Genomic DNA, 20,517 nt, shown 5'->3' with positions numbered 1-20,517 from the left:
TACTTTTATGGAGTCAGATCAATCAGCTATCAGCTATCAGCTTCGATCCTATGCATAAGAGATGTCAACATTCTTGATAGCTCTTCCGTTTCACTTACCCAAGCTCTACCGATGGCAGCATCAATGTATTTAATCTCAATTCCGATATAAATTTGCGTTCGTGTTTCTGCTATTGACGATCTTGATATATCTAAAAAACGCACCCGCTCTTTTTTGCTGATTCTAGCCATACCTTCTGCGATATTACTCGGTATTGATAAACCAGAACGTGTGAGTTGATTGCGAAAACCAAAGTCATTCAGATCAGTCGTTTCTTTGTAGATTTCAGCACTTAATCTTGCTGATCGCTTCCATACCTCTAATTTTTCAAAATTCATACTTGCATCCTTTTAAGTATAAAAACTTTATATAGGCACGAATTTCTCAGAATGCAAATTTCAAACTGACGGCTGACGGCTGACGGCTGACGGCTGACGGCTGACGGCTGACGACTCAACGATATCTAACTTCTGACGACCAATCACTTCCTCTGGTCACTAATCACTTCTTCTGAGATTAATTCAATAACAAAATCAGAGCTGTACAAAAAACAACCTAATTTATTCGAGTTTCTTGTTTACTTTACGCTAGAAATCGCTAGAATACGCCGGCTTAAATATATTCGTTCTTTTACAACCCAAAGGTAATGCTATGCATCCAATGTTAAACATTGCGGTTCGCGCTGCGCGTAACGCAGGCAAAATTTTACTTCGCGCAAGTGAAGACTTATCAAAAGTTGATGTACAACAAAAAGGCACTAACGACTTAGTGACTAACATCGACAAAGAAGCTGAAGCCGCAATTCGTGACACTATTTTAAAATCTTACCCAGATCACACTATCGTAGGTGAAGAGCTTGGTGAGCATAAAGGTAAAGATGCAGATTACCAATGGATTGTAGACCCTCTTGATGGCACAACTAACTTCATCAAGGGTATCCCTCATTTCGCAGTATCTATTGCACTTAAAGTGAAAGGTCGTTTAGACCAAGCTGTTATCTATGATCCAATTCGCGGTGAATTATTCACAGCATCACGTGGTCAAGGCGCACAGCTTAACAGCAAGCGTTTACGCGTAACTAAAACTAACGAGTTAGCGGGCTCTGTACTTGCAACTGGTTTCCCATTCAAACAAAAACACCACTTAGACGCATACTCTGAAGCGTTTAAAGCGCTTTTCGTACACACTGCTGATATCCGCCGTGCAGGTTCTGCAGCATTAGATATGGCATATGTTGCTGCGGGTCGTGTTGATGGTTTCTTTGAAATTGGCCTTAAGCCATGGGACACAGCAGCAGGCGAGCTTTTAGTTAAAGAAGCGGGCGGTATGGTTGTTGATTTCGCAGGTGGTATTAACTACAACCAAAGCGGCAACATCATTTGTGGTGCACCTAAGTTAACTCAAGCGATCATTCGTGAAATTCGCCCAGTGTTAACTGAGTCACTACTTCGCTAATAGCGGGTTGTAATGTAAAAATGCAAAAAAGGAGCTACGGCTCCTTTTTTTGTGGCTGAAAATAATCGTTGTCGAGTTTTATCTCTATGACTTCACCTTCTTTAAATGGCAACTTAGCCAAGTCTTCAGCAAAGTAACTGGCAAATAATTGATCAAACTCGCCCGTGCTTTTCATCACCTTGAGTCCTTTTAACAGGGCTTCGGCCAATTCAGGCTTGTGGTTACTGACAAAAAAGTAAAATGCCGTTGGATAACTAATATAAAGATTAGGCACAATGACAAGTTCGTCACTTTTCACTTGTTCCATTTCAGAAATGACTTCAATGAACGAACGCGGAAAATAATCAACTCGCCCTCTGATCACTAGGTTAAACATCGCCTGATAATTTGCCAGTGGCCTGACTGTTAAGCCGTTTTGCGCAAGGATTTTAGTATCGGGCCAATCATGGCCTTGAATGGCACTAAACTGCGCTAAATCTTGCTTCGTTTTTACATCTTTAAAACGTGGTAAAAAAGCTCGTTTAGTGAGTAATGCGCGTTTACCAATGTAGCCTTTAAACAGTGGCACTTTAACGGCTATTGCAAGGTGTTCTCGCTCGGGGCTTGTCATACTCCAAAACACATCAGCCTGGTTTTCATCGAGCATCAGCAAAGTGCGCTGTTGATGAGGGTGAACCAGAACTTCGCTGATTTCTGCTTGATAATTACTGGCGCGTAAAGCCGCTGCCAGCAATTCATGAAGATAATAATCGCGTTTATACAGTGGGCGTTGTTCAATCGCTAAATTGACCACATTGTTAGCTTCTGTGGTAAGGCTGTATCCTAGGCTTAGCAATACTAGGATTGCACTACATAGTCGCTTCATTGTTATTTTTGATTATTGTGTTTTTTTTAAGCTACACCCTGTTAAACAGGGACACAAGTAAAAATATTCAAACTTAAAATTTCTTCATGAACTAATAGGGAATGCTTCATCTTTTTGGCAATTCAAACGGACTACCGCAGGTGCTGGGCGGCTTCGTTTGCATACAAATAAGTGGCTACTCTGATAACGTTTTGCTTCTTTTTTCGCATCTGTTGCCAGTGCTGCAACTTGGTGGCTGTTAATACATAGCTCTAAATCAGGCTTAACTAAACCGATTGATAATGTAAGTAGTGGCACAAACTGCTTTTTACCTTCGCGGTTGCTTGCCCAATAACCCCCTTGCTCAATGTGCTCTGGGGTGAAAAAGGCGCGTGACTGGTGTTCAAATTTACTGATGATGTCGTGGCATACTTGCTCTGCATCATTTTGATCAAACACCACCATAAAGTCATCACCACCAATATGGCCGACAAAACCTTTACTAGTGCTACACGCCTCTACGATGACTTCAGCAAGTAATTTTATAACGCTGTCACCGCTGGCATAACCGTATAGGTCATTAAATTGTTTAAAGTGATTTAAATCAACATATGCGAGTGAGAACGGATAATTATTACGAAGCCTCAGCTCAATTGCTTCGTTAATCGCGACATTACCCGGCAGCATAGTCAGCGGGTTGGCATGTTGTGCATGGCGGATTTTTTCTTCGGTAATGTGTTTTAAGATATTACGCAATGGCGCCAAACCTAAGTATTCACCACTTCGGGTGATAACAATGTGGCGTCGAATATCAAACTCAAACTCAGTAATTTGCTGACTCACCGTATCGAGTAACTCGTTTTCGTCAACGATTAACGGCTGTTTATCCATTAAAGAAGTAACTGGCTGCTTATCATAAAGTGCATGACCATAGGGAGCGGCAAACACTTCAGTGAGTTGATCTCGGTGTAATAAACCAACAGGAATATTGTGCTCAAGCACCGCAAGACTCGTTAAACTTTTATCTTGCTCAAAGATGCTGTGCGCGTCTTTGCAACGGGTTGTTGCTTCTATGCTGGCGTGCTCGACTGCCAACCAACCAATCGCCATAGACTGTTCAAAAGTATTGCTGCTATCTGATGATTCTAAGTGCTTTAAGCAATGAATATTTATTTCGTAGCTTGGTTGTATACTCGGCCTTTCGAGTAAAAAGCCTTGTGCGTGCTGCACGCCTAAGCTTTCGAGTAAACGAAGCTCCTCTGCTCGTTCTATCCCTTCTGCGATAACTTGCGTATTGGTGGCTTTTGCAAGCTCAATAATTGACTTTAAAAACTCTTTTTTAACCACACTCTGGTCGCAATGATCAATAAAGTAGCGGTCTATTTTTACAAACTCAGGACATAACTCAGACCACTGCTTTAAACCCGAATAGCCAGCCCCTAAGTCATCAATGGCAATCGAAAAACCTAGTTCGCGGTAATGGGCAATGGTTTTTAATAATAAAAAGCCATCATCCACTTTTTCTTGCTCTGTAACCTCAATAACGACCCGATTGGTTGCAAGACCAAAGTGCTCAACTAGATGTAATGTTTCACCTTTAGGATGGCAAGGGTCAAGTAAGGTTTTAGGACTTACATTAAGGAATAACTTACCTTGCAGATTGAGTTTAACAAAGTTCTCAATTGCCTTACTGCGACAAAGTAGCTCTAATTCAGAGATTTTATGGCAAGCAATTGCTTCGCTGAATAATGCACTCGGCATTTCTAGCTCAGACCCTTTTGGACCGCGACTTAATGCCTCATAACCCAAAATATGCTGATTAGAAATATCAAAGATAGGCTGAAACAAGGTTTCAATAGCACTGTTATCTAAGATCTGCTGTAGTTGCGCGCTCACCTTACACCTAGCGTTAGTAATACAAATAGACGGCTAAATTAGCAACCTTGTATGACAATTTTATGGCAAAGCTATGACGAGTACTGACTACTCAATAGCGGTGATCAGCTCAAGCTGCTTAATGCGAGCAAAACTATCTGTCATTTTTAATTTAGCTTTTTGGTAATCACTCTGTGCTAAATCAGCTTGTTGCGCTAGCGAATAGACGGCAAGCGGATTAAGTAATAACTGCTGCGCATGATAGCAACTTGCTGCAGCAAACTCAGGAAGGTTTGGCTCGAGGTTGATAATGATTTCATTCTTTAACGCGTCTGTGTCATTACTTTGCGGTTGCTGAAACTCGGTTGCGTCTGCCAACGCATGCAAACTTGCCTCACACTCTGGCAGCTGCGCTTTTAGGTTTAAAAACAAACCTGTTGATGAAGTAATTAGCTTAAGCGTCAAATCTTGTAATTGCTGAGTTGTTGATTGGTTTTGCAATGCCTCTACAACTTGCCAAGCTAAACCTTTATAGCTGTCAAACTGCTGCTGAAGTGTTACCTCAGGTATTTGCTGTACTTCTGTCTGTTCTGGCTCAGGCTTATCGTCACAAGCACTAAGCATTAAAAGTATAAACACGCTAAACATCAGGTGTTTCATAATGTCTCCCATAAAAAAACCGCCCTAATTAGGGCGGTTTCTTTTTGTATCACTTATTAAGGCATAGGATCGAGATCCGCACCTTCTTTTTCAATTACTTCTGGAATTAAGTCTTCTTTACTTACACCCATTGCAATTGCTACTGCTGAAGCAACGTAAACAGACGAGTAAGTACCGATGAACACACCAAATAGTAACGCAGTTGCGAAACCGTGGATCGTTTGACCACCCCATACGAACAATGCAATCAATACTAAAATTGTCGTGATTGAAGTAACTAATGTACGGTTTAACGTCTGCGTTAATGAAATATCGATAATTTCAATCGTGTCATCAACACGCACTTTACGGAAGTTTTCACGGATACGGTCAGATACAACGATAGTATCGTTGAGTGAGTAACCTATTACTGCCAAAATCGCCGCAAGAATCGTTAAGTCAAACTCAAGACCTAGCACTGAGAATAAACCTAATGTGATGATAACGTCATGTAATAGTGCTGAAACCGCACCTACCGCAAATCGCCATTCAAAACGAAACGCAACGTAAATTAAGATACAGATAAGTGCAGTTAACATGGCAAGGCCACCCTGCTCTTTTAGATCTTCACCCACACTTGGGCCAACAAATTCGATACGACGCATTTCTACTGTCGGCTCAATTTTTTGCAATGCCGTAATGATTTGGTTACCAATAACTTCTGCTTTAACGCCTGCACCTTGCGGTGCAAGACGTACTAAAATCTCTTTACTTGAGCCAAACAGCTGCACCGAGAAATCTTCAAAACCACTTTCTGTGATTGCATCACGTACTTGTTTAAGATCGGGTGCCTCTGTAAAGCCTACTTCAACAGCGGTACCGCCAGTAAAGTCGAGACCGAAGTTTAAGCCTTTAGTAAAAAACGATACGAAAGAAGCCAAAATCAACAAGGTTGATACTGTCATGGCAAACTTACGTAACTTCATAAAGCCGAGTGTTTTACCACCGAGTTTTAAAATTTGCATGCTGACTCCTAAATCGACAACTTCTCAATACGCTTACCGCCAATGAATAAGTTGATTACCGCACGGGTACCAACAATGGCTGTAAACATAGAGGTGATAATACCAATCGCAAGTGTTACTGCGAAACCAGCAATAGGACCAGTACCCACTGCAAATAGGATCACTGCTGCGATTAGCGTTGTGATGTTAGCATCGAAAATCGTACTAAATGCGCTGTCGTAACCAAAATGAACAGCTTGTTGCGGGCTACGGCCATCAGCAAGTTCTTCACGAATACGTTCAAAAATAAGTACGTTGGCGTCAACCGCCATACCGACGGTCAATACGATACCTGCAATACCCGGTAGCGTTAACGCTGCACCTGGGATAAGCGACATTACGCCGACGATTAATACTAAGTTTGCGCCCAGTGCCAAATTTGCCACCATGCCGAAACCTTTGTAGTAAACAAGCATAAATACAAGTACAAACACAAAACCAAGCACAACCGCAGTCATACCCGCTTCGATGTTCTCTTGACCTAGGCTTGGACCTACTGTGCGCTCTTCAACAATTTGAATTGGCGCTACAAGTGCACCGGCACGAAGTAATAAACTTAGATTATGTGCTTCAGCTGGGTTATCGATACCAGTAATACGGAATGAACGGTCAAGACGAGCTTGAATGGTTGCCACGTTAATTACTTCTTCAACTTTAATTGGTGGAAGCGCTTTACCGTTTTCATCTGTTTTACCCGATGGCTTGTATTCAATGAATACCGTTGCCATGCGTTTACCGATAGCACGCTTAGTGAACGCATTCATTTTTGCGCCACCTTTGCTGTCTAGCGTAATGCTAACTTGTGGACGTTGATACTCATCTGTGCCTGATTGCGCACCAGTAATATGACTACCTTCAAGAATGATGCGTTGCTTAAGTACCACAGGGTAACCTTCACGCGCCATGATCATTTCTGTACCTGGCGGTAAACGACCTTGCAGCGCAGCACTTGCATCTGCGTTCTCGTCAACTTCGCGGAATTCGAGTGTTGCTGTTGCACCCAGAATTTCTTTTGCACGCGCTGTATCTTGCACACCCGGAAGTTGCACGATGATACGCTCAGCACCTTGGCGCTGTACGTTAGGCTCTGCAACACCGATTTGGTTAATACGGTTACGGATAATCGTTTCGTTTTGTTTGATAGCGTAGTCACGAATTTCTTTTAACTTTTGCTCGCTCATGCTCACGTAAAAAGCATTGTCGCTGCTGCTATCATCAACGTATACGTTTAATGGGTAACGTGTTGATAAGAAACGCTCTGCTGCGCTTTTATCTTCTTCGTTACGCATTTCAACACGTAATCGCTCGCTATTCGCTACACGGCGAATGGTGCGATAACGTAGTTTTTCTTCACGTAAGTCACTTTTGAAATCTTGTTCCATTTGCTCAAGCTGAGTATCAACCGCCGTCGCCATGTCGATTTCCATAGTAAAGTGAACACCACCGCTTAAATCTAGGCCTAGTTTCATTGGGTTACCACCCAAAGACTTTAACCACTCAGGTTGAGCAGGCGCCATGTTGATTGCTGAGATGTAATCTTCACTAAGGGAATCACGCAGTAGATCTTGCGCTTTTAGTTGGTCTTCAACATTCTTAAAACGAACGAGGATTTGTCCGTCTTCAAGTTTGCTTGATTTAACAGTAACGTTATGTTCTTTGAGAGTCGCATTTACTTTATCGAGTACGCTGAGGTCAGCATCAGTACCTTTAGTGCCCGATACTTGGATGGCCGGGTCACGGCCATACAAGTTAGGTGAGGCATATAAAATACCAACGACTAACACTACAAGAACAAGTAAATACTTCCATAATGGAAACTTGTTTAACACGTGTGAGTCCTTATTTTTATTGTTATAGCGACTTCATAGTGCCTTTTGGCAATACTGCAGAAACAGCTGATTTTTGAACTGTTACTTCTGCTTGGTCGTTTAATGAAATCACGATGAAGTCTTTGTCATCAGCGATTTTAGCAATCTTACCTACTAAACCACCTTGCGTTAGTACTTCGTCGCCTTTCGCCATTGCGCTCATTAGGGCTTTATGCTCTTTTACACGCTTAGCTTGTGGACGGTAGATTAAGAAATAAAATACCAGACCGAAAATACCCAACATGATTAGCATTTCCATGCCACCACCTGCTGGTGCTGCACCTGCCGCACTTGCGTGGGCGTTTGAGATGAATAAACTCATTTCACTTCCTCTTTAATTTTTCTAAAAATTTAATCTGATGTATCTGCAAGCTCTGGTACTTCTTGACCACGGCGTGCATAAAAATCTGCAACAAATTCGTCTAGTTTGCCATTACTGATGGCATTACGTAAGCCTTCCATCACGCGTTGATAATAACGTAAGTTGTGAATCGTGTTTAGACGTGCGCCTAAGATTTCATTACATTTATCAAGATGATGCAAGTATGCACGTGAATAGTTTTTACATGTATGACAATCACACTCAGGATCCAGTGGACCGGTGTCTGTTTTATGTACTGCATTACGGATTTTAACAATGCCGCCAGTAACGAATAAGTGACCGTTACGGGCATTACGCGTAGGCATTACACAGTCAAACATATCGATACCACGGCGAACCGCTTCAACTAAGTCTTCTGGTTTACCAACACCCATTAAGTAACGAGGTTTGTCTTCTGGCATTTTGTAAGCACAGTGATCAAGAATATTGATCATCTCGTTTTTCGGCTCACCAACCGATAAACCACCTAATGCATAACCATCAAAGCCGATTTCTTCTAAGCCTTTTTGTGATTGTGCACGAAGCTCAGGGTACATACCACCTTGGATAATACCAAATAGCGCAGCTGGGTTATCACCATGGCCTTCTTTTGAGCGTTTAGCCCAACGAAGTGATAACTCCATAGAGTCTTTCGCTTCTTTTTCTGTCGCTGGGTATGGCGTACATTCGTCAAAAATCATTACGATGTCAGAGCCTAGATCACGCTGAACTTGCATCGCTTTTTCTGGCGAAAGCATGATTTTTTCACCATTAACTGGTGAGCTGAACATCACGCCTTCTTCTGTGATTTTACGCATTGCGCCTAAGCTGAATACTTGGAAACCGCCTGAATCAGTTAGGATTGGACGATCCCAATTCATGAAGTCGTGTAAGTCACCGTGCTGCTTAATGATTTCTGTGCCAGGACGTAACATTAAATGGAAAGTGTTACCTAAGCAGATTTGCGCGCCAGTATCTTTTACTTCGTCAGGGGTCATGCCCTTAACTGTGCCGTAAGTACCTACCGGCATAAATGCAGGGGTTTCTACAACGCCACGTTCAAAAATCAAGCGGCCGCGGCGCGCTTTACCGTCAGTGCGGTCTAATTCAAATTTCATATTATCCTCAGTGTCGGAAAAACAGTCCAACAAGCTATAATTTAACCGCTCGATTCTACCCTGTTTGCAGGTTTATTACTATTAATTGGGCTAAATTCGAAAATAAAAAGCCCAGTTCAAAAACTGGGCTTTTTATTGGGTATAATCGTTATTTGCGCGTTAAGAACATCGCATCGCCATAACTAAAGAAGCGATACTGTTCTTTTATCGCCGTATGATAAGCACCCATAATGTTATCTTGGCCTGCAAAGGCACTGACTAACATAATCAATGTTGATTCAGGCAAGTGGAAATTTGTTACCATGGCATCAACCACATTGAACTGATAACCCGGGTAAATAAAGATATCGGTATCACCAAAGTAAGTATCTAATTTGCCGCCGTGCACTTTAGCAGCAGACTCTAACGAGCGAACTGAGGTAGTACCTACGGCTATTACGCGACCACCTTTCGCTTTCGTTTCGGCTACCGCTTTAACCACATCATCAGGCACTTCAATGTACTCAGAGTGCATAACATGCTCGTCAACTGAGTCAACACGCACAGGCTGGAATGTACCCGCACCGACATGCAAAGTCACAAACGCCATGTTAATGCCCTTATCTTTTAAGGCCGCCATTAATTTATCATCAAAATGCAGGCCAGCTGTTGGCGCGGCTACGGCACCTGGCTTTTCACCATAAACTGTTTGATAGCGCTCACGATCTGACTCGTTATCAGGGCGGTCAATATAAGGTGGTAATGGCATGTGGCCGATGTCGTTTAAGATATCGAGGACATTTTCGTCTTTGGCAAATTCAAGCTCAAAAAGCTCGCCATGACGCGCAACCATGGTTGCTTCTGCTTTACCTTCAAGAATGATTTTTGAGCCTGGTTTTGGCGATTTGCTAGCTCGCACATGCGCAAGCACACGGTGCTCGTCGAGTACGCGCTCAACTAACACCTCAAGCTTACCGCCCGATTCTTTTTGCCCAAACATACGCGCAGGGATCACTTTAGTGTTATTAAAAACTAATAAGTCATTTTCATTAACAAGCGATAAAATATCACTAAACACTTTATGCTCAAGGTGGCCTGATGGGCCATCAAGCGTCAGTAAACGGCTGCTAGTTCGATCTGCTTTCGGAAAACGAGCAATTAATTCATCAGGAAGGTCAAAGCTAAAATCAGCTACGCGCATAGAGCATATCTCTCATTAATAAAAACGCGCCAAGTTTACTCTGATAAGCCCACCACCTCAAGCAAAGCCCTGTGCCAACTTCGTACAAGCTTAAAGGATTACAAACTTAAGTACTTATTAACCGCTTTTTGGGTAAAGTTTGCTTGTAGATTAGGCAAAATGTCATTATTCTAGCTTATTCACTAAACATGGTTTAAGTAAGAGGTAGTAGCGCCATGGCCAAGCAGTTAAAGCTGCTAATTTTGAACGCAAGCGTTGCTGAGCGTGAGACTATTAAGTCGACATTAAACAAGCTTAATGTTTTCATGTTTATCGAAGCCAGTGACTCTCAAGATGCGCTAAAAATTCTCAAAAGCCACCCGGTGGATATTATCATTACAGGCCTTGAAGTCGGTAAGATTGATGGTTGGCGCTTTTCGCGCATGATCCGTTCAGGGCTATTGAAAACCCCAAAAAACACACCTATTTTACTTACTCCACCAATCTATTGTGAACGTATAGCCGAAACCACTGCACGCAGCTATGGCATTGATGCTGTTCTTCCATTTGAACGCCAAGATATGTTGCCGCAAGTGCTTGCCAACGTGTTATCAACACACCTTGAAAAAAGTAGTCGCCTTAATTTATTACTGCTTGAAACCGATAACCGTAAGGCAAAGGATATCAGCGAACAGCTAAAACTTAGCTTCGCGATAACCCATACCACCTCAACAAAAGCGACGCTTGCGACCTATCTACAACAGAAGTTTGCCATAGTATTGATTGACGCGACCGAGTCTCATTCAGATACTGCGGCGGGGTTAATTAGCGAAATATTACAACACAACCCTAAGCAAGCAATCGTAACCATCATTGATAACAATGATGCAGATTACGCAGAGCAGTTATTACTTTCTGGCGTTACTGACTTTATTCGCGCCCCATACGATCATTCATTATTGAGTAAAGTGTGTGACCACGCTGCTCGCCGTGAAGATTTCATGGTGAGCTACGCAGAGTTTGCACAAAAAGTAGAACAACTAAGCCAAAGTCAAAGCCGTTATAAAGAGCTGTTTTCTGCCCACCAACGTATCTTATTACATTTAAATACGGTGGTACTTGAGTTTAACCAAGAGGGAAATATTCGCTTTATTAACCCAGCTTGGGAGCACTTAACGGGCTATGGCATTAAGTCTAGCTTGGCAAAATCATTGACTGATTTTTGTTTGCCTGAGTGCAAAACAAAGCTACAAGATACAATACAGAGTATTTTGCATGGTGGCGAGCAACAGCAACAGGTAGAGATCCAACTTAAGCATAAAAATGGCAATGCTATTTGGGTTGAATGTCGTTTACAGCTGATTAAAAACAGCCAAAACTCTGCGACTATTACCGCCACTATTGATAACATTCATGAACGTAAACAAGCTGAGCTACAGCTTCGTCACTTAGCCTTACACGATACGCTCACAGAGCTGCATAACCGTTACTACTTTGACCAACAGTTACAACGTATTTGTAAGGCCAAATACACCAGTAAAGATACCGAGCATGCGCTCATCTATATCGATTTAGATCACTTTAAAATCATTAACGATAGTAAAGGCCATCAACAAGGTGACATCGTTTTAAAAGAGGTTGCCCAGTTATTTACTGCGAATATCAGTGATGAGCATTTAGTGTGCCGCATCGGTGGTGATGAATTTGCGGTGATCTTAAAAAATACTAACTTACTTGATGCGCACTTGGTGGCAGAAAGTATCTGCATGGCGATTGAAAAACACCGCTTTCACTCCGAAGGTCAAGAGTACTCAATTAGCTGCTCTATTGGTTTAACGCAAATCACCGAGCAAAATAACGACCCAAGTGAATGTTTAAAACAAGCTGACATCGCCCTTTATGTAGCAAAAAGCTTAGGCCGTAACTTAGTTCACTGTTACTCAAAAGAAGATAGCCATCATAACAGCTTACAAGCGGGTCTTGAGTGGGGTCATAGCATTCGCCAAGCATTACAACATGATGCAATCGAGTTGCACTATCAACCAATTTGGGACTTCAAACGCGGCCATGTTGCTTATTTTGAAGCGCTATTACGTTTGAAGCTGAATGACGAGCTTATTTATCCCAACCAGTTTATTCCTGCGCTTGAGCTTTTAAACGATACCTTTTTAATGGATCAATGCGTCATTCGTAATGCTATTAAGAGCGTTGCCGAGTACCCAGAGCTTAATCAAGTCGCAATTAACTTATCAGCACAGTCGTTTTTAGATGAGCGCCTATTGCCGCACATTGAATCGAGCTTAAAAGAATATAATGTTGAACCAACACGCATTATTTTTGAGATCACCGAGTCTGCGAGTATCAATAACCTAGTTGCAACCCGTGCGATGATCGAGCGTTTAAACGGCTTAGGCTGTCATTTCTCGATTGATGACTTTGGTACTGGCTTTAGTACCTTCAACTACCTTAAACAATTACCGGCTCAGCATGTAAAAATTGATGGCTCATTTGTTCGTGATATGTTGAATGACCCAATCGATTTAGCACTTGTAAAAGCGATCAATGATATTAGCCGTTCGCTTGATAAGCGCTCTGTAGCGGAATATGTTGAAAACAAAGATATATTCTTAGCACTAAAAGAAATTGGTATAGACTATGGTCAAGGGTACTTTATTGCCCGCCCTGTACCGGTTGAAAAAATTAGCGCTGAACTTAAAAAAATATCTGAAAATAATCTGTTTAATTAACAGTTAGCTAACATTAAAAAGCCTAGTTCTGATACATTTTTAAACATTTTTTATTAGTTTTTAAGCTTCCATACTCACAATACTCATCTATACTTTAATCCACAGCAAGAACAAATGTCGTGGTTTTATGGTGATTATCAAATAAAAACATGACATTACTTATTACATTAAACATACTGAATGTGACTTAACATCGTTAAGTCCATGTATTGACGGTATAAAGGAGAAAAGTGATGACACAACTAATCGTTTTGTTGCTGATTGTGAATCTAGGGATAGCGTATCAATGTTACCGTAATGCGACCTTTAAGGGGTATCCGGTGAAAATATTTACAGGGCTAGGTTTAATCCCTTACTTTAACTTAGTCGTGTGGGTTTATTTGTTATTTTTACCTGACTTAAAACCATTTTCAATGAATGAAAAGCAGCCACTTTAGGCTGCTTTTTAGTTGGGAGAATTTAAAAGCGATAACTTGATGCCTTGTCGATAAGTTGTGCGGCTTTTATATCGCCAACCACGCACTTTTTGATATCTGACTTTTTAAATACTTTAACCAGCTCACCCTTACCTTCACTCACACCGCGAATGATAAAGCTCACATGTTCATCGTTAGGCAGACTTCTTAAACCGCTACCATAATCACATAAGGTCAGTGATAAGCTTTTATCTACTTGCTTAGCTAAAGCAGCCAACTGCTGTTGTTGCTCTTTCACACGAGCTTGTTTTTTCTCAGCTAACTCTTTGCGCATTTCTTGCTGTTTTAAAGACAGCTTTTGCTGCTCTTTCTCAAGCTCTTTAATTGATGCTTGTAGTGCTTGTTTACGTTTTTCGAGCTCTTGCTCTTTGGCATCTTTATCGTGGCGACGATCAAACTCAAGATCACGCTTTTCACGTTCAAGATCACGGATTTCACGGCTCACATCGCGCTCTTGCTCGGCAACTTCACGCACTCGCTCTGCACTTTCACGCATCACTTCCATGGCCTGCTGATAAGCTTCTTGCGTTTTTACGACCACCGCATCGCTGATCACTTGCACATGTTCGCCTAGCACTTCGATTTCAGTTAGCTCTTCAAAATCGATATCTGGCATGGGTGGAAGCGGTGCATCAGGCACTGACGCAAACACGGTAGACCAGCGTGAGCCGCCTCTTACGTCAAAGCTAAACACCACACCTTGATGCTGTAAATAACTTGATGATACGTTTCTTACCTTGTTATCGGTGTCTTGTTTTAATGCTGCTGTGAGGATTTTTTCCATGATCCCGACTTCACGCTGAATTTTATCTAATTCATCACTTGCTTGTGCTTGTACGCTTACTGCTGTGCAAAGCAATAAGGCAGCCGTGGTTGATTTGTATTTTGACATCTTAATACTCCAAATTGTTGGCAACGGTTGGCATTGGCCTGCCGTCCACTTGCTCAGCTAAATCATTTAACTGCATACGTAAGTACGCTTGATCTTGGGCGCGCTGTGTTTTGATATAAGCCAGCACGCTGGCAATATCTTCTTGGCGCTCTACTCGCCCGGTTTTAATTGCTTCTTTGGCCAGTTGATACATCTGCTGTTGCTGCACTTCGTTTTGCGCAGTGATGATGTTTTGCAACTGATCAATTTGCTTTTGTTGTGACTCTAATAAATTGGTTTGTTTAGCCACTTGTTCGAGTAACTGCTGGTTTCCTTGCTGTGGATTACTAACAAAAATCCACGCGCAAAATGCAATTGATGCAGCTACTGCCCACATCCCAGAACCAAAAAACAAACTCGTTTTTTGCACTTTGGGCATCGTGGATTCTCGATCCCAGTTTGGTACAGGTACTGTTTCATAGTGGTGACTTTGTTGTTGCCACTGCATTGCATTGTTCATCATTAATGCATACTCAGCATCGGCTTGAAGTAACGCAATTTGCTCATCAGTTAGGCTTTCGCCTTCTAACCATGCGGTAAATAATGAATCTAAATTAGCCATCTACGGCCTCCAAATGCACTTTTAACTTACCAAGCGCACTGTATAGTCTTGATTTAGCTGTATTGGTTGAAATACCTAATTGCTCAGCTATTTCTTCAAACGTACAGTGCTGAAAAAACTTTAACTCCACCACCAAGCGTTGCTCCCAGGGTAAATTGTTCATCATTTCTTTAAGTTCATGATGCTGCTCAGATTGCAGTTGATTGGTTTCTAACTCACTGCGCTCACAGCTTTCTTCTGGTACGGCGTCCAAACCTTGATGCAGCTTACGGCAGCGGTAATATTCAACACTACGCCGATGCACAATTTGATAAAGCCAAGTGTTAAAACTCGATTCACCACGAAAACTCGGTAAGCTCTTATACACAGAAATAAACACTTCTTGCATTAAGTCCATTGCATCATCAGGGTGACTTAACATCCTTAGGCAATAGTTATATACCTGTGTTTCGTGCTGCTTGACTAATTTCAACCACGCCCGTTTATTGCCCTGTTGCGCTTTAGCAATTAGTGTCTCAAGTGATTGAAAAAACACGCTAGCCTCGTCATCTGATCTGCCTTTAATGGTTTTGTTATTATGTTAGTCGAGGGAAGGAAAAAAATAGTTTGCTTAAATAATAAAAAACCCCAAATATTTTTTATTTGGGGTTTTTTATCATTAGTCGCATTGACCGTCTAAGCTACACTGCTTATTCAGAAACAGCTCTAGCTGCTGGCTAAACAGCCTAAAATCTCTGATCCGGCCTGTTGTTTTACGCCACACGATACCAATATCTCGGTATGCATCGCCTTGTGATGGCGTAGCAACCATATCTTTTTTATCTAAAATACCAGCGTTAATTGCCATCTGCGGTAAGAAAGTAACACCAAGCTGGTGTTCAACCATACTTAATAAGGTATGTAAGCTTGCCGCTTCAAATGGGTTAATACAGCTTGAGCGATTCAAGTGACAAGCACTGAGTGCGTGGCCAGTCATACAATGCTCACGCTCTAGCAAGAACACACTCGCATCCGGTAAAAGATTAAAGTCTTCCACGCCATCTGCGGGTGTGTAATCTTTATGATGCACTAGGCTGAAGTGATCTTTCGCAAGGACTTGAGTATGAAACTTTTCAGTGTCATACGGTAACGCGAGCAACGCCATATCAATTTGCCCATGCTCTAGCTTATCGAGTAGTTTGTCACTGGTATCTTCAACCAAAACTAGCTCTAGCTCGGTAAATGTTTGTTTGCAGAAATGATATAACGGCGCAGCAATAAAGCTGGCAATCGTCGGGATCACACCAAGCGTGAGTGTGCCGCTTAATGGCGTTAAAAAGCTCTTCGTCAGCTCTTTTAAACTTAAGGTGTCGTCAATGATCTTACGTGCTTTTTCGACAACCTCTTCACCAATTGCAGTAAACATTAAGCTGCGGTTTTCGCGCTCAATAAGTTGGCAACCTAGGGTTTCTTCTAAGTTTTGAATTGCACTACTTAAGGTTGATTGACCAATAAAACAGGCGCTTGCTGCGCGGCCAAAATGTTGATGTTGGTGGACTGCTAATAAATATTGTAGTTGTTTAATACTTGGTAAGTTATTCATACTCTACCTGAAAATAAAAAGACCCCAACACCTAAGGCATTGAGATCTTTTCAAGCTAAAAGTCTTTTAGTACTTTTTTATACCCCGAAGGCAGTTCTCAGTACGTAGAAAATAACAATAGCAAGGGCTGCGCCAACTGGCAACGTAATTACCCAAGAAACTACAATGTTTCTTACAACACCCATGTTAAGTGCCGCAATACCGCGTGCCATACCAACACCTAATACCGCACCAACAAGTGTTTGTGTAGTAGAGATAGGTAAACCAGTACCTGATGCGATAACAACTGTAGAAGCTGCAGCAAGCTCAGCAGCAAAACCACGGCTAGGTGTTAAGTGGGTGATACCTTCACCGATTGTTTTGATTACTTTCTTACCTAAGATAGCAAGACCAGCAACAATACCTAAACCACCTAATGGTAAAATCCACCATGCAATAGCCGCTTTCTTAGCGATTTCACCGTTGTGCTCAACAATGTTTACAACAGCTGCTAGTGGACCAATCGCGTTAGCAACGTCGTTTGAACCGTGTGCGAATGCCATACAACATGCTGTTAGTACCATAAGTACCGCGAACACTTTCTCAACGTTGTTGAATTGCATTTTCTTGTCAGCTTTAGGGTCAATCTTAAGGCGTGAAATAGCGAATTTACCAATGATTGCAACAACCACGGCGATCGCGATAGAAAGCATGTAACCTTCAAATGAACCTAAGTTGATACCAATGTGCTTCAAGCCTTTCTTGATTGTTACAAGAGACATGATGAAGCCCGCTAGACCCATGTATACAGGCACGTAGCGCTTAGCATTTTTAAGAGGTGCGTCAGTGTCAAAAATTAGCTTTTGCGCACTCATGAAAATCAAATAAGCAATAAAACCAGAGATAGCAGGGGTAACAATCCAGCTACCTACAATACCCATTACCTTGTTCCATTGGATTGCTTCGCTACCTACCGCAACCAATGCGAAACCAATGATGGCACCAATGATTGAGTGAGTAGTTGAAACCGGCCAGCCTAAGAACGAGGCAATCAATAACCAGCTACCTGCAGCGAATAACGCGGCGATCATACCAAGTATCATTAACTCAGGTACGTCCATAAATGGGGTCGCATCGATAATCCCTTTACGGATCGTTGATGTAACCTCACCACCGGCAAGGTATGCGCCTGCGAACTCAAACACCATCGCGATGATGATAGCTTGCTTAATTGTAAGTGCTTTTGAACCTACTGATGTACCCATCGCATTGGCAACGTCATTTGCACCAATACCATAAGCCATAAAGAAACCGACTGCGGCGGCAGTTAAAACGAGTAACGTGCCGTAATTTGCAATGATATCCATTGTGTGAACCTTTAATTTTTTTCGTATGAACTGATTTTTAATTAACGAGCTAACATCAGCTCAAGACGAGAACCTACGCGCTCAGCAATATCAGCTAAGTCACCTACCCATTCGATGATCTTGTATAAGAACATCACGTCGATTGGGTTAAGTTCATTTTCAACGGCGCGCAATTGACGGCGAATTTTGATTTGCATGTCATCCGTGTCTTGCTCAATTGCGTCCAATTCAACGAGCATTTTCTCAACTAAAGTCACTTCGCGACCTTTGAAGCCCGTTTCAAGAAGCTCATCTAGCTCATTGATTGCTTTTGATGCTTGTTTAGTTGCATCAACACAACGAGTTACATAAGCAAGGAAATCTGCTTGGATTTCGGTAGGAATAGTCATCTCACGACCAACTACACGACCTGCAATATCTTTTGCTTTATTAGCAATTTTGTCTTGTTGAGTAACAAGCTCTAGCAAATCGGTACGCTCAACTGGCATGAATAAGCCACGTGGTAGTTGAAGGCGAATGTTACGTTTCATTTCATCAGCTTCACGCTCTAAATTACGAATGTTTAGGCGGATTTCTTCCGCTTCTTGCCACTCTTCTTTGAAAACGTGATTAAAGAAAGGGATCAATGCTTTACTTGCTTGATGTGCTTTCTTAATGTGATCTTCCATAGGCTTAATAGGAGATTTAGCAAATACCCCTAAAAATGCATTTGTAGGCATAACTGACCCTTTATAAATTAGTATGCTTTGGCAGCTGCGAATTTTACAGCATTGTGTTCGATTGTGAACGCTTTTTCTGCCTTACATCAGCAATAATAGACAAAGCGGCCAAAGGCCGCTCGGTTTAATAATGAAAAGTTGCGGTTAAAATTACAGCGACTTTTCGATATCTGCTTGAGATGTATGACGAATATCTTTGCCGTTTACAAAGTAGATGATGTACTCAGCAATATTTTGACAACGGTCGCCGATACGCTCTAAAGAGCGTACTGACCACACTAAATCCATAATTTTCGGGATTGAGCGTGGATCTTCCATCATATATGTCATGATTTGACGGGTAATTGCTTCGTATTCACGGTCAACTTTGGCATCTTCTTTATGTACTTCAAACGCACATTGCACATCCATACGTGCAAATGCATCAAGTACATCATGAAGCATTTTTGATACTTGGCGACCCATGTTTTCAATGTTCACCAGTAGGTCTTGCTGATCTTTTGTGAATGAGTCCAGCGCAACTTTAGCAATACGCTCAGCTTCATCGCCAATACGCTCTAAATCAGCAATTGTTTTAGCAATGGCAATTACAAGACGTAAGTCACTGGCAGCTGGCTGACGACGAGCGATAATGCGTGTGCATTCTTCATCGATGTTCACTTCCATTGCATTTACTTTATAGTCGTTCTCACGAACTTTTTGTGCCAGATCTGCATCGCCATTGCTAACAGCATCAAGTGCACTGTTTAGTTGTTGTTCAACTAAACCTCCCATGTTTAATACATGGTTACGCACATTTTCAAGCTCTTCATTAAAGCGGCCCGAAATGTGTTTATTGATATTATGTTCCATTGTCTACCTCTATAAATTTCGTTTACGGTACCAAGTGACTTTATTGACTAACCGTAACGGCCTGTAATGTAGTCTTCTGTTTTCTTCTTGCTTGGTGTTGTAAATAACGTATTGGTATCTGAATACTCAATCAACTCCCCCATGTACATGAACGCAGTTTGGTCTGATACACGAGCAGCTTGTTGCATGTTGTGAGTAACAATTACCACGGTAAACTTATTCTTTAAGTCGTTAATTAGCTCTTCGATAACTAAAGTAGAAATTGGATCTAGTGCCGATGTAGGCTCATCCAGAAGTAGTACTTCAGGCTCGATAGCAATTGAGCGAGCAATAACAAGACGCTGTTGCTGACCACCCGATAGGCCAAATGCACTATCGTGTAAACGGTCTTTAACTTCATCCCATAACGCCGCGCCACGTAAAGATTGTTCAACCACTTCGTCTAGTTTACGCTTTTCTTTAATACCTTGTAAGCGTAGGCCATAAACGACATTTTCGTAGATTGATTTTGGAAATGGATTAGGACGTTGGAATACCATCCCAACATTTCGTCTTAATGCTGCAACATCAACACTCTTATCGTAGATGTTGTGGCCGTGTAATAAGATCTCACCTTCAATACGACAACTATCAACTAGGTCGTTCATACGGTTGATACAACGTAAAAGTGTTGATTTACCACAGCCTGACGGACCGATAAACGCTGTTACCTGACCTTTCGGGATGTTCATATTTACGCCGCTAAGCGCTTGTTTATCACCGTAGTATAGATCTAAGTTTTTAATCTCTAACGCTGTTTGCTCTGCAGTTAGATTATCTAAATCTAGCTTTGCCGCGCTTTTCGCTTGGTTTACTTGTGGTGCAACTGTAATCATCTCTG

Annotated in this window: 20 protein-coding genes; 3 read left to right on the top strand and 17 right to left on the bottom strand. The window is 41.9% G+C overall.

What is annotated here, in order from left to right:
* Nucleotides 1–29 precede the first annotated feature (29 nt).
* Nucleotides 30–377, bottom strand: a complete 348-nt coding sequence (locus tag CWC28_RS16190) for a four helix bundle protein (RefSeq protein ID WP_063701783.1) — start codon at nt 375–377, stop codon at nt 30–32.
* Between the two features lie 313 nt (nt 378–690).
* Between CWC28_RS16190 and suhB the strand changes: the two genes are divergently transcribed.
* Nucleotides 691–1,494, top strand: a complete 804-nt coding sequence (gene suhB / locus CWC28_RS16185) for an inositol-1-monophosphatase (protein ID WP_054552496.1) — start codon at nt 691–693, stop codon at nt 1,492–1,494.
* A gap of 34 nt (nt 1,495–1,528) precedes the next feature.
* Here suhB and CWC28_RS16180 read toward each other — a convergent pair whose 3' ends face one another.
* The 8 genes from CWC28_RS16180 to queA form a co-directional block, all read right to left on the bottom strand.
* Nucleotides 1,529–2,359, bottom strand: a complete 831-nt coding sequence (locus tag CWC28_RS16180) for a substrate-binding periplasmic protein (protein ID WP_105175038.1) — start codon at nt 2,357–2,359, stop codon at nt 1,529–1,531.
* An 84-nt stretch (nt 2,360–2,443) separates the two neighbouring features.
* Complete coding sequence (locus tag CWC28_RS16175) at nt 2,444–4,234, bottom strand: GGDEF domain-containing protein (RefSeq protein WP_105175039.1); 1,791 nt, start codon at nt 4,232–4,234, stop codon at nt 2,444–2,446.
* Between the two features lie 87 nt (nt 4,235–4,321).
* On the bottom strand, nt 4,322–4,873 hold the full coding sequence (locus CWC28_RS16170) for a hypothetical protein (RefSeq protein WP_105175040.1): 552 nt from the start codon (nt 4,871–4,873) through the stop codon (nt 4,322–4,324).
* A gap of 56 nt (nt 4,874–4,929) precedes the next feature.
* Nucleotides 4,930–5,877: a protein translocase subunit SecF gene (gene secF / locus CWC28_RS16165; RefSeq protein WP_063701801.1), complete on the bottom strand. Its 948-nt coding sequence runs from the start codon at nt 5,875–5,877 to the stop codon at nt 4,930–4,932.
* A gap of 8 nt (nt 5,878–5,885) precedes the next feature.
* Entirely contained in the window at nt 5,886–7,745 is a 1,860-nt protein-coding gene (gene secD / locus CWC28_RS16160) for a protein translocase subunit SecD (protein WP_063701803.1), read from the bottom strand.
* 22 nt (nt 7,746–7,767) lie between these two features.
* Nucleotides 7,768–8,106 (bottom strand): preprotein translocase subunit YajC, encoded by a 339-nt coding sequence (gene yajC, locus CWC28_RS16155; RefSeq protein ID WP_036973302.1) that lies wholly within the window; start codon nt 8,104–8,106, stop codon nt 7,768–7,770.
* Between the two features lie 29 nt (nt 8,107–8,135).
* Complete coding sequence (gene tgt / locus CWC28_RS16150) at nt 8,136–9,263, bottom strand: tRNA guanosine(34) transglycosylase Tgt (RefSeq protein ID WP_058583935.1); 1,128 nt, start codon at nt 9,261–9,263, stop codon at nt 8,136–8,138.
* 148 nt (nt 9,264–9,411) lie between these two features.
* Entirely contained in the window at nt 9,412–10,443 is a 1,032-nt protein-coding gene (gene queA, locus CWC28_RS16145; protein WP_063701805.1) for a tRNA preQ1(34) S-adenosylmethionine ribosyltransferase-isomerase QueA, read from the bottom strand.
* Between the two features lie 215 nt (nt 10,444–10,658).
* Here queA and CWC28_RS16140 point away from each other — a divergent pair, with 215 nt between their 5' ends.
* Nucleotides 10,659–13,169 (top strand): EAL domain-containing protein, encoded by a 2,511-nt coding sequence (locus CWC28_RS16140; protein ID WP_105175041.1) that lies wholly within the window; start codon nt 10,659–10,661, stop codon nt 13,167–13,169.
* Between the two features lie 233 nt (nt 13,170–13,402).
* Nucleotides 13,403–13,606, top strand: coding sequence for a hypothetical protein (locus CWC28_RS16135; protein ID WP_105175042.1), 204 nt, complete (start codon nt 13,403–13,405; stop codon nt 13,604–13,606).
* A 22-nt stretch (nt 13,607–13,628) separates the two neighbouring features.
* Here CWC28_RS16135 and CWC28_RS16130 read toward each other — a convergent pair whose 3' ends face one another.
* The 8 genes from CWC28_RS16130 to pstB all read right to left on the bottom strand — a co-directional run bounded on the left by CWC28_RS16130 (nt 13,629) and on the right by pstB (nt 20,512).
* Nucleotides 13,629–14,537, bottom strand: a complete 909-nt coding sequence (locus CWC28_RS16130) for a hypothetical protein (RefSeq protein ID WP_063701812.1) — start codon at nt 14,535–14,537, stop codon at nt 13,629–13,631.
* A 1-nt stretch (nt 14,538) separates the two neighbouring features.
* Complete coding sequence (locus tag CWC28_RS16125; protein WP_105175043.1) at nt 14,539–15,138, bottom strand: hypothetical protein; 600 nt, start codon at nt 15,136–15,138, stop codon at nt 14,539–14,541.
* Nucleotides 15,131–15,673, bottom strand: coding sequence for an RNA polymerase sigma factor (locus tag CWC28_RS16120; RefSeq protein WP_105175044.1), 543 nt, complete (start codon nt 15,671–15,673; stop codon nt 15,131–15,133). Before CWC28_RS16120 ends, CWC28_RS16125 begins: the two co-directional genes overlap by 8 nt.
* A gap of 123 nt (nt 15,674–15,796) precedes the next feature.
* Nucleotides 15,797–16,720, bottom strand: a complete 924-nt coding sequence (locus tag CWC28_RS16115) for a hydrogen peroxide-inducible genes activator (protein WP_063701820.1) — start codon at nt 16,718–16,720, stop codon at nt 15,797–15,799.
* A 77-nt stretch (nt 16,721–16,797) separates the two neighbouring features.
* The gene (locus tag CWC28_RS16110) at nt 16,798–18,066 is read right to left on the bottom strand and encodes an inorganic phosphate transporter (protein ID WP_063701822.1); all 1,269 of its coding nucleotides are present in this window, start codon (nt 18,064–18,066) and stop codon (nt 16,798–16,800) included.
* A 41-nt stretch (nt 18,067–18,107) separates the two neighbouring features.
* The gene (locus CWC28_RS16105) at nt 18,108–18,785 is read right to left on the bottom strand and encodes a TIGR00153 family protein (RefSeq protein WP_063701824.1); all 678 of its coding nucleotides are present in this window, start codon (nt 18,783–18,785) and stop codon (nt 18,108–18,110) included.
* A 150-nt stretch (nt 18,786–18,935) separates the two neighbouring features.
* Nucleotides 18,936–19,637: a phosphate signaling complex protein PhoU gene (phoU, locus tag CWC28_RS16100; protein WP_054552476.1), complete on the bottom strand. Its 702-nt coding sequence runs from the start codon at nt 19,635–19,637 to the stop codon at nt 18,936–18,938.
* A gap of 47 nt (nt 19,638–19,684) precedes the next feature.
* On the bottom strand, nt 19,685–20,512 hold the full coding sequence (pstB, locus tag CWC28_RS16095; RefSeq protein ID WP_063701826.1) for a phosphate ABC transporter ATP-binding protein PstB: 828 nt from the start codon (nt 20,510–20,512) through the stop codon (nt 19,685–19,687).
* Between the last annotated feature and the right edge of the window lie 5 nt (nt 20,513–20,517).

It is taken from the genome of Pseudoalteromonas sp. S4492, from assembly GCF_005886115.1.
In the GTDB taxonomy this organism is placed as follows: domain Bacteria; phylum Pseudomonadota; class Gammaproteobacteria; order Enterobacterales; family Alteromonadaceae; genus Pseudoalteromonas; species Pseudoalteromonas gelatinilytica.
Note: the sequence above shows the minus strand (reverse complement) of the source record. Positions and strands in the feature narration are given on the sequence as shown.

Coding starts and splice junctions, on each gene's coding strand:
- CWC28_RS16190 (WP_063701783.1), bottom strand. CDS start 377: ATGAATTTTGAAAAATTAGAGGTATGGAAGCGATCAGCAAGATTAAGT.
- suhB (WP_054552496.1), top strand. CDS start 691: ATGCATCCAATGTTAAACATTGCGGTTCGCGCTGCGCGTAACGCAGGC.
- CWC28_RS16180 (WP_105175038.1), bottom strand. CDS start 2,359: ATGAAGCGACTATGTAGTGCAATCCTAGTATTGCTAAGCCTAGGATAC.
- CWC28_RS16170 (WP_105175040.1), bottom strand. CDS start 4,873: ATGAAACACCTGATGTTTAGCGTGTTTATACTTTTAATGCTTAGTGCT.
- secF (WP_063701801.1), bottom strand. CDS start 5,877: ATGCAAATTTTAAAACTCGGTGGTAAAACACTCGGCTTTATGAAGTTA.
- yajC (WP_036973302.1), bottom strand. CDS start 8,106: ATGAGTTTATTCATCTCAAACGCCCACGCAAGTGCGGCAGGTGCAGCA.
- tgt (WP_058583935.1), bottom strand. CDS start 9,263: ATGAAATTTGAATTAGACCGCACTGACGGTAAAGCGCGCCGCGGCCGC.
- queA (WP_063701805.1), bottom strand. CDS start 10,443: ATGCGCGTAGCTGATTTTAGCTTTGACCTTCCTGATGAATTAATTGCT.
- CWC28_RS16140 (WP_105175041.1), top strand. CDS start 10,659: ATGGCCAAGCAGTTAAAGCTGCTAATTTTGAACGCAAGCGTTGCTGAG.
- CWC28_RS16135 (WP_105175042.1), top strand. CDS start 13,403: ATGACACAACTAATCGTTTTGTTGCTGATTGTGAATCTAGGGATAGCG.
- CWC28_RS16130 (WP_063701812.1), bottom strand. CDS start 14,537: ATGTCAAAATACAAATCAACCACGGCTGCCTTATTGCTTTGCACAGCA.
- CWC28_RS16125 (WP_105175043.1), bottom strand. CDS start 15,138: ATGGCTAATTTAGATTCATTATTTACCGCATGGTTAGAAGGCGAAAGC.
- CWC28_RS16115 (WP_063701820.1), bottom strand. CDS start 16,720: ATGAATAACTTACCAAGTATTAAACAACTACAATATTTATTAGCAGTC.
- CWC28_RS16110 (WP_063701822.1), bottom strand. CDS start 18,066: ATGGATATCATTGCAAATTACGGCACGTTACTCGTTTTAACTGCCGCC.
- CWC28_RS16105 (WP_063701824.1), bottom strand. CDS start 18,785: ATGCCTACAAATGCATTTTTAGGGGTATTTGCTAAATCTCCTATTAAG.
- phoU (WP_054552476.1), bottom strand. CDS start 19,637: ATGGAACATAATATCAATAAACACATTTCGGGCCGCTTTAATGAAGAG.
- pstB (WP_063701826.1), bottom strand. CDS start 20,512: ATGATTACAGTTGCACCACAAGTAAACCAAGCGAAAAGCGCGGCAAAG.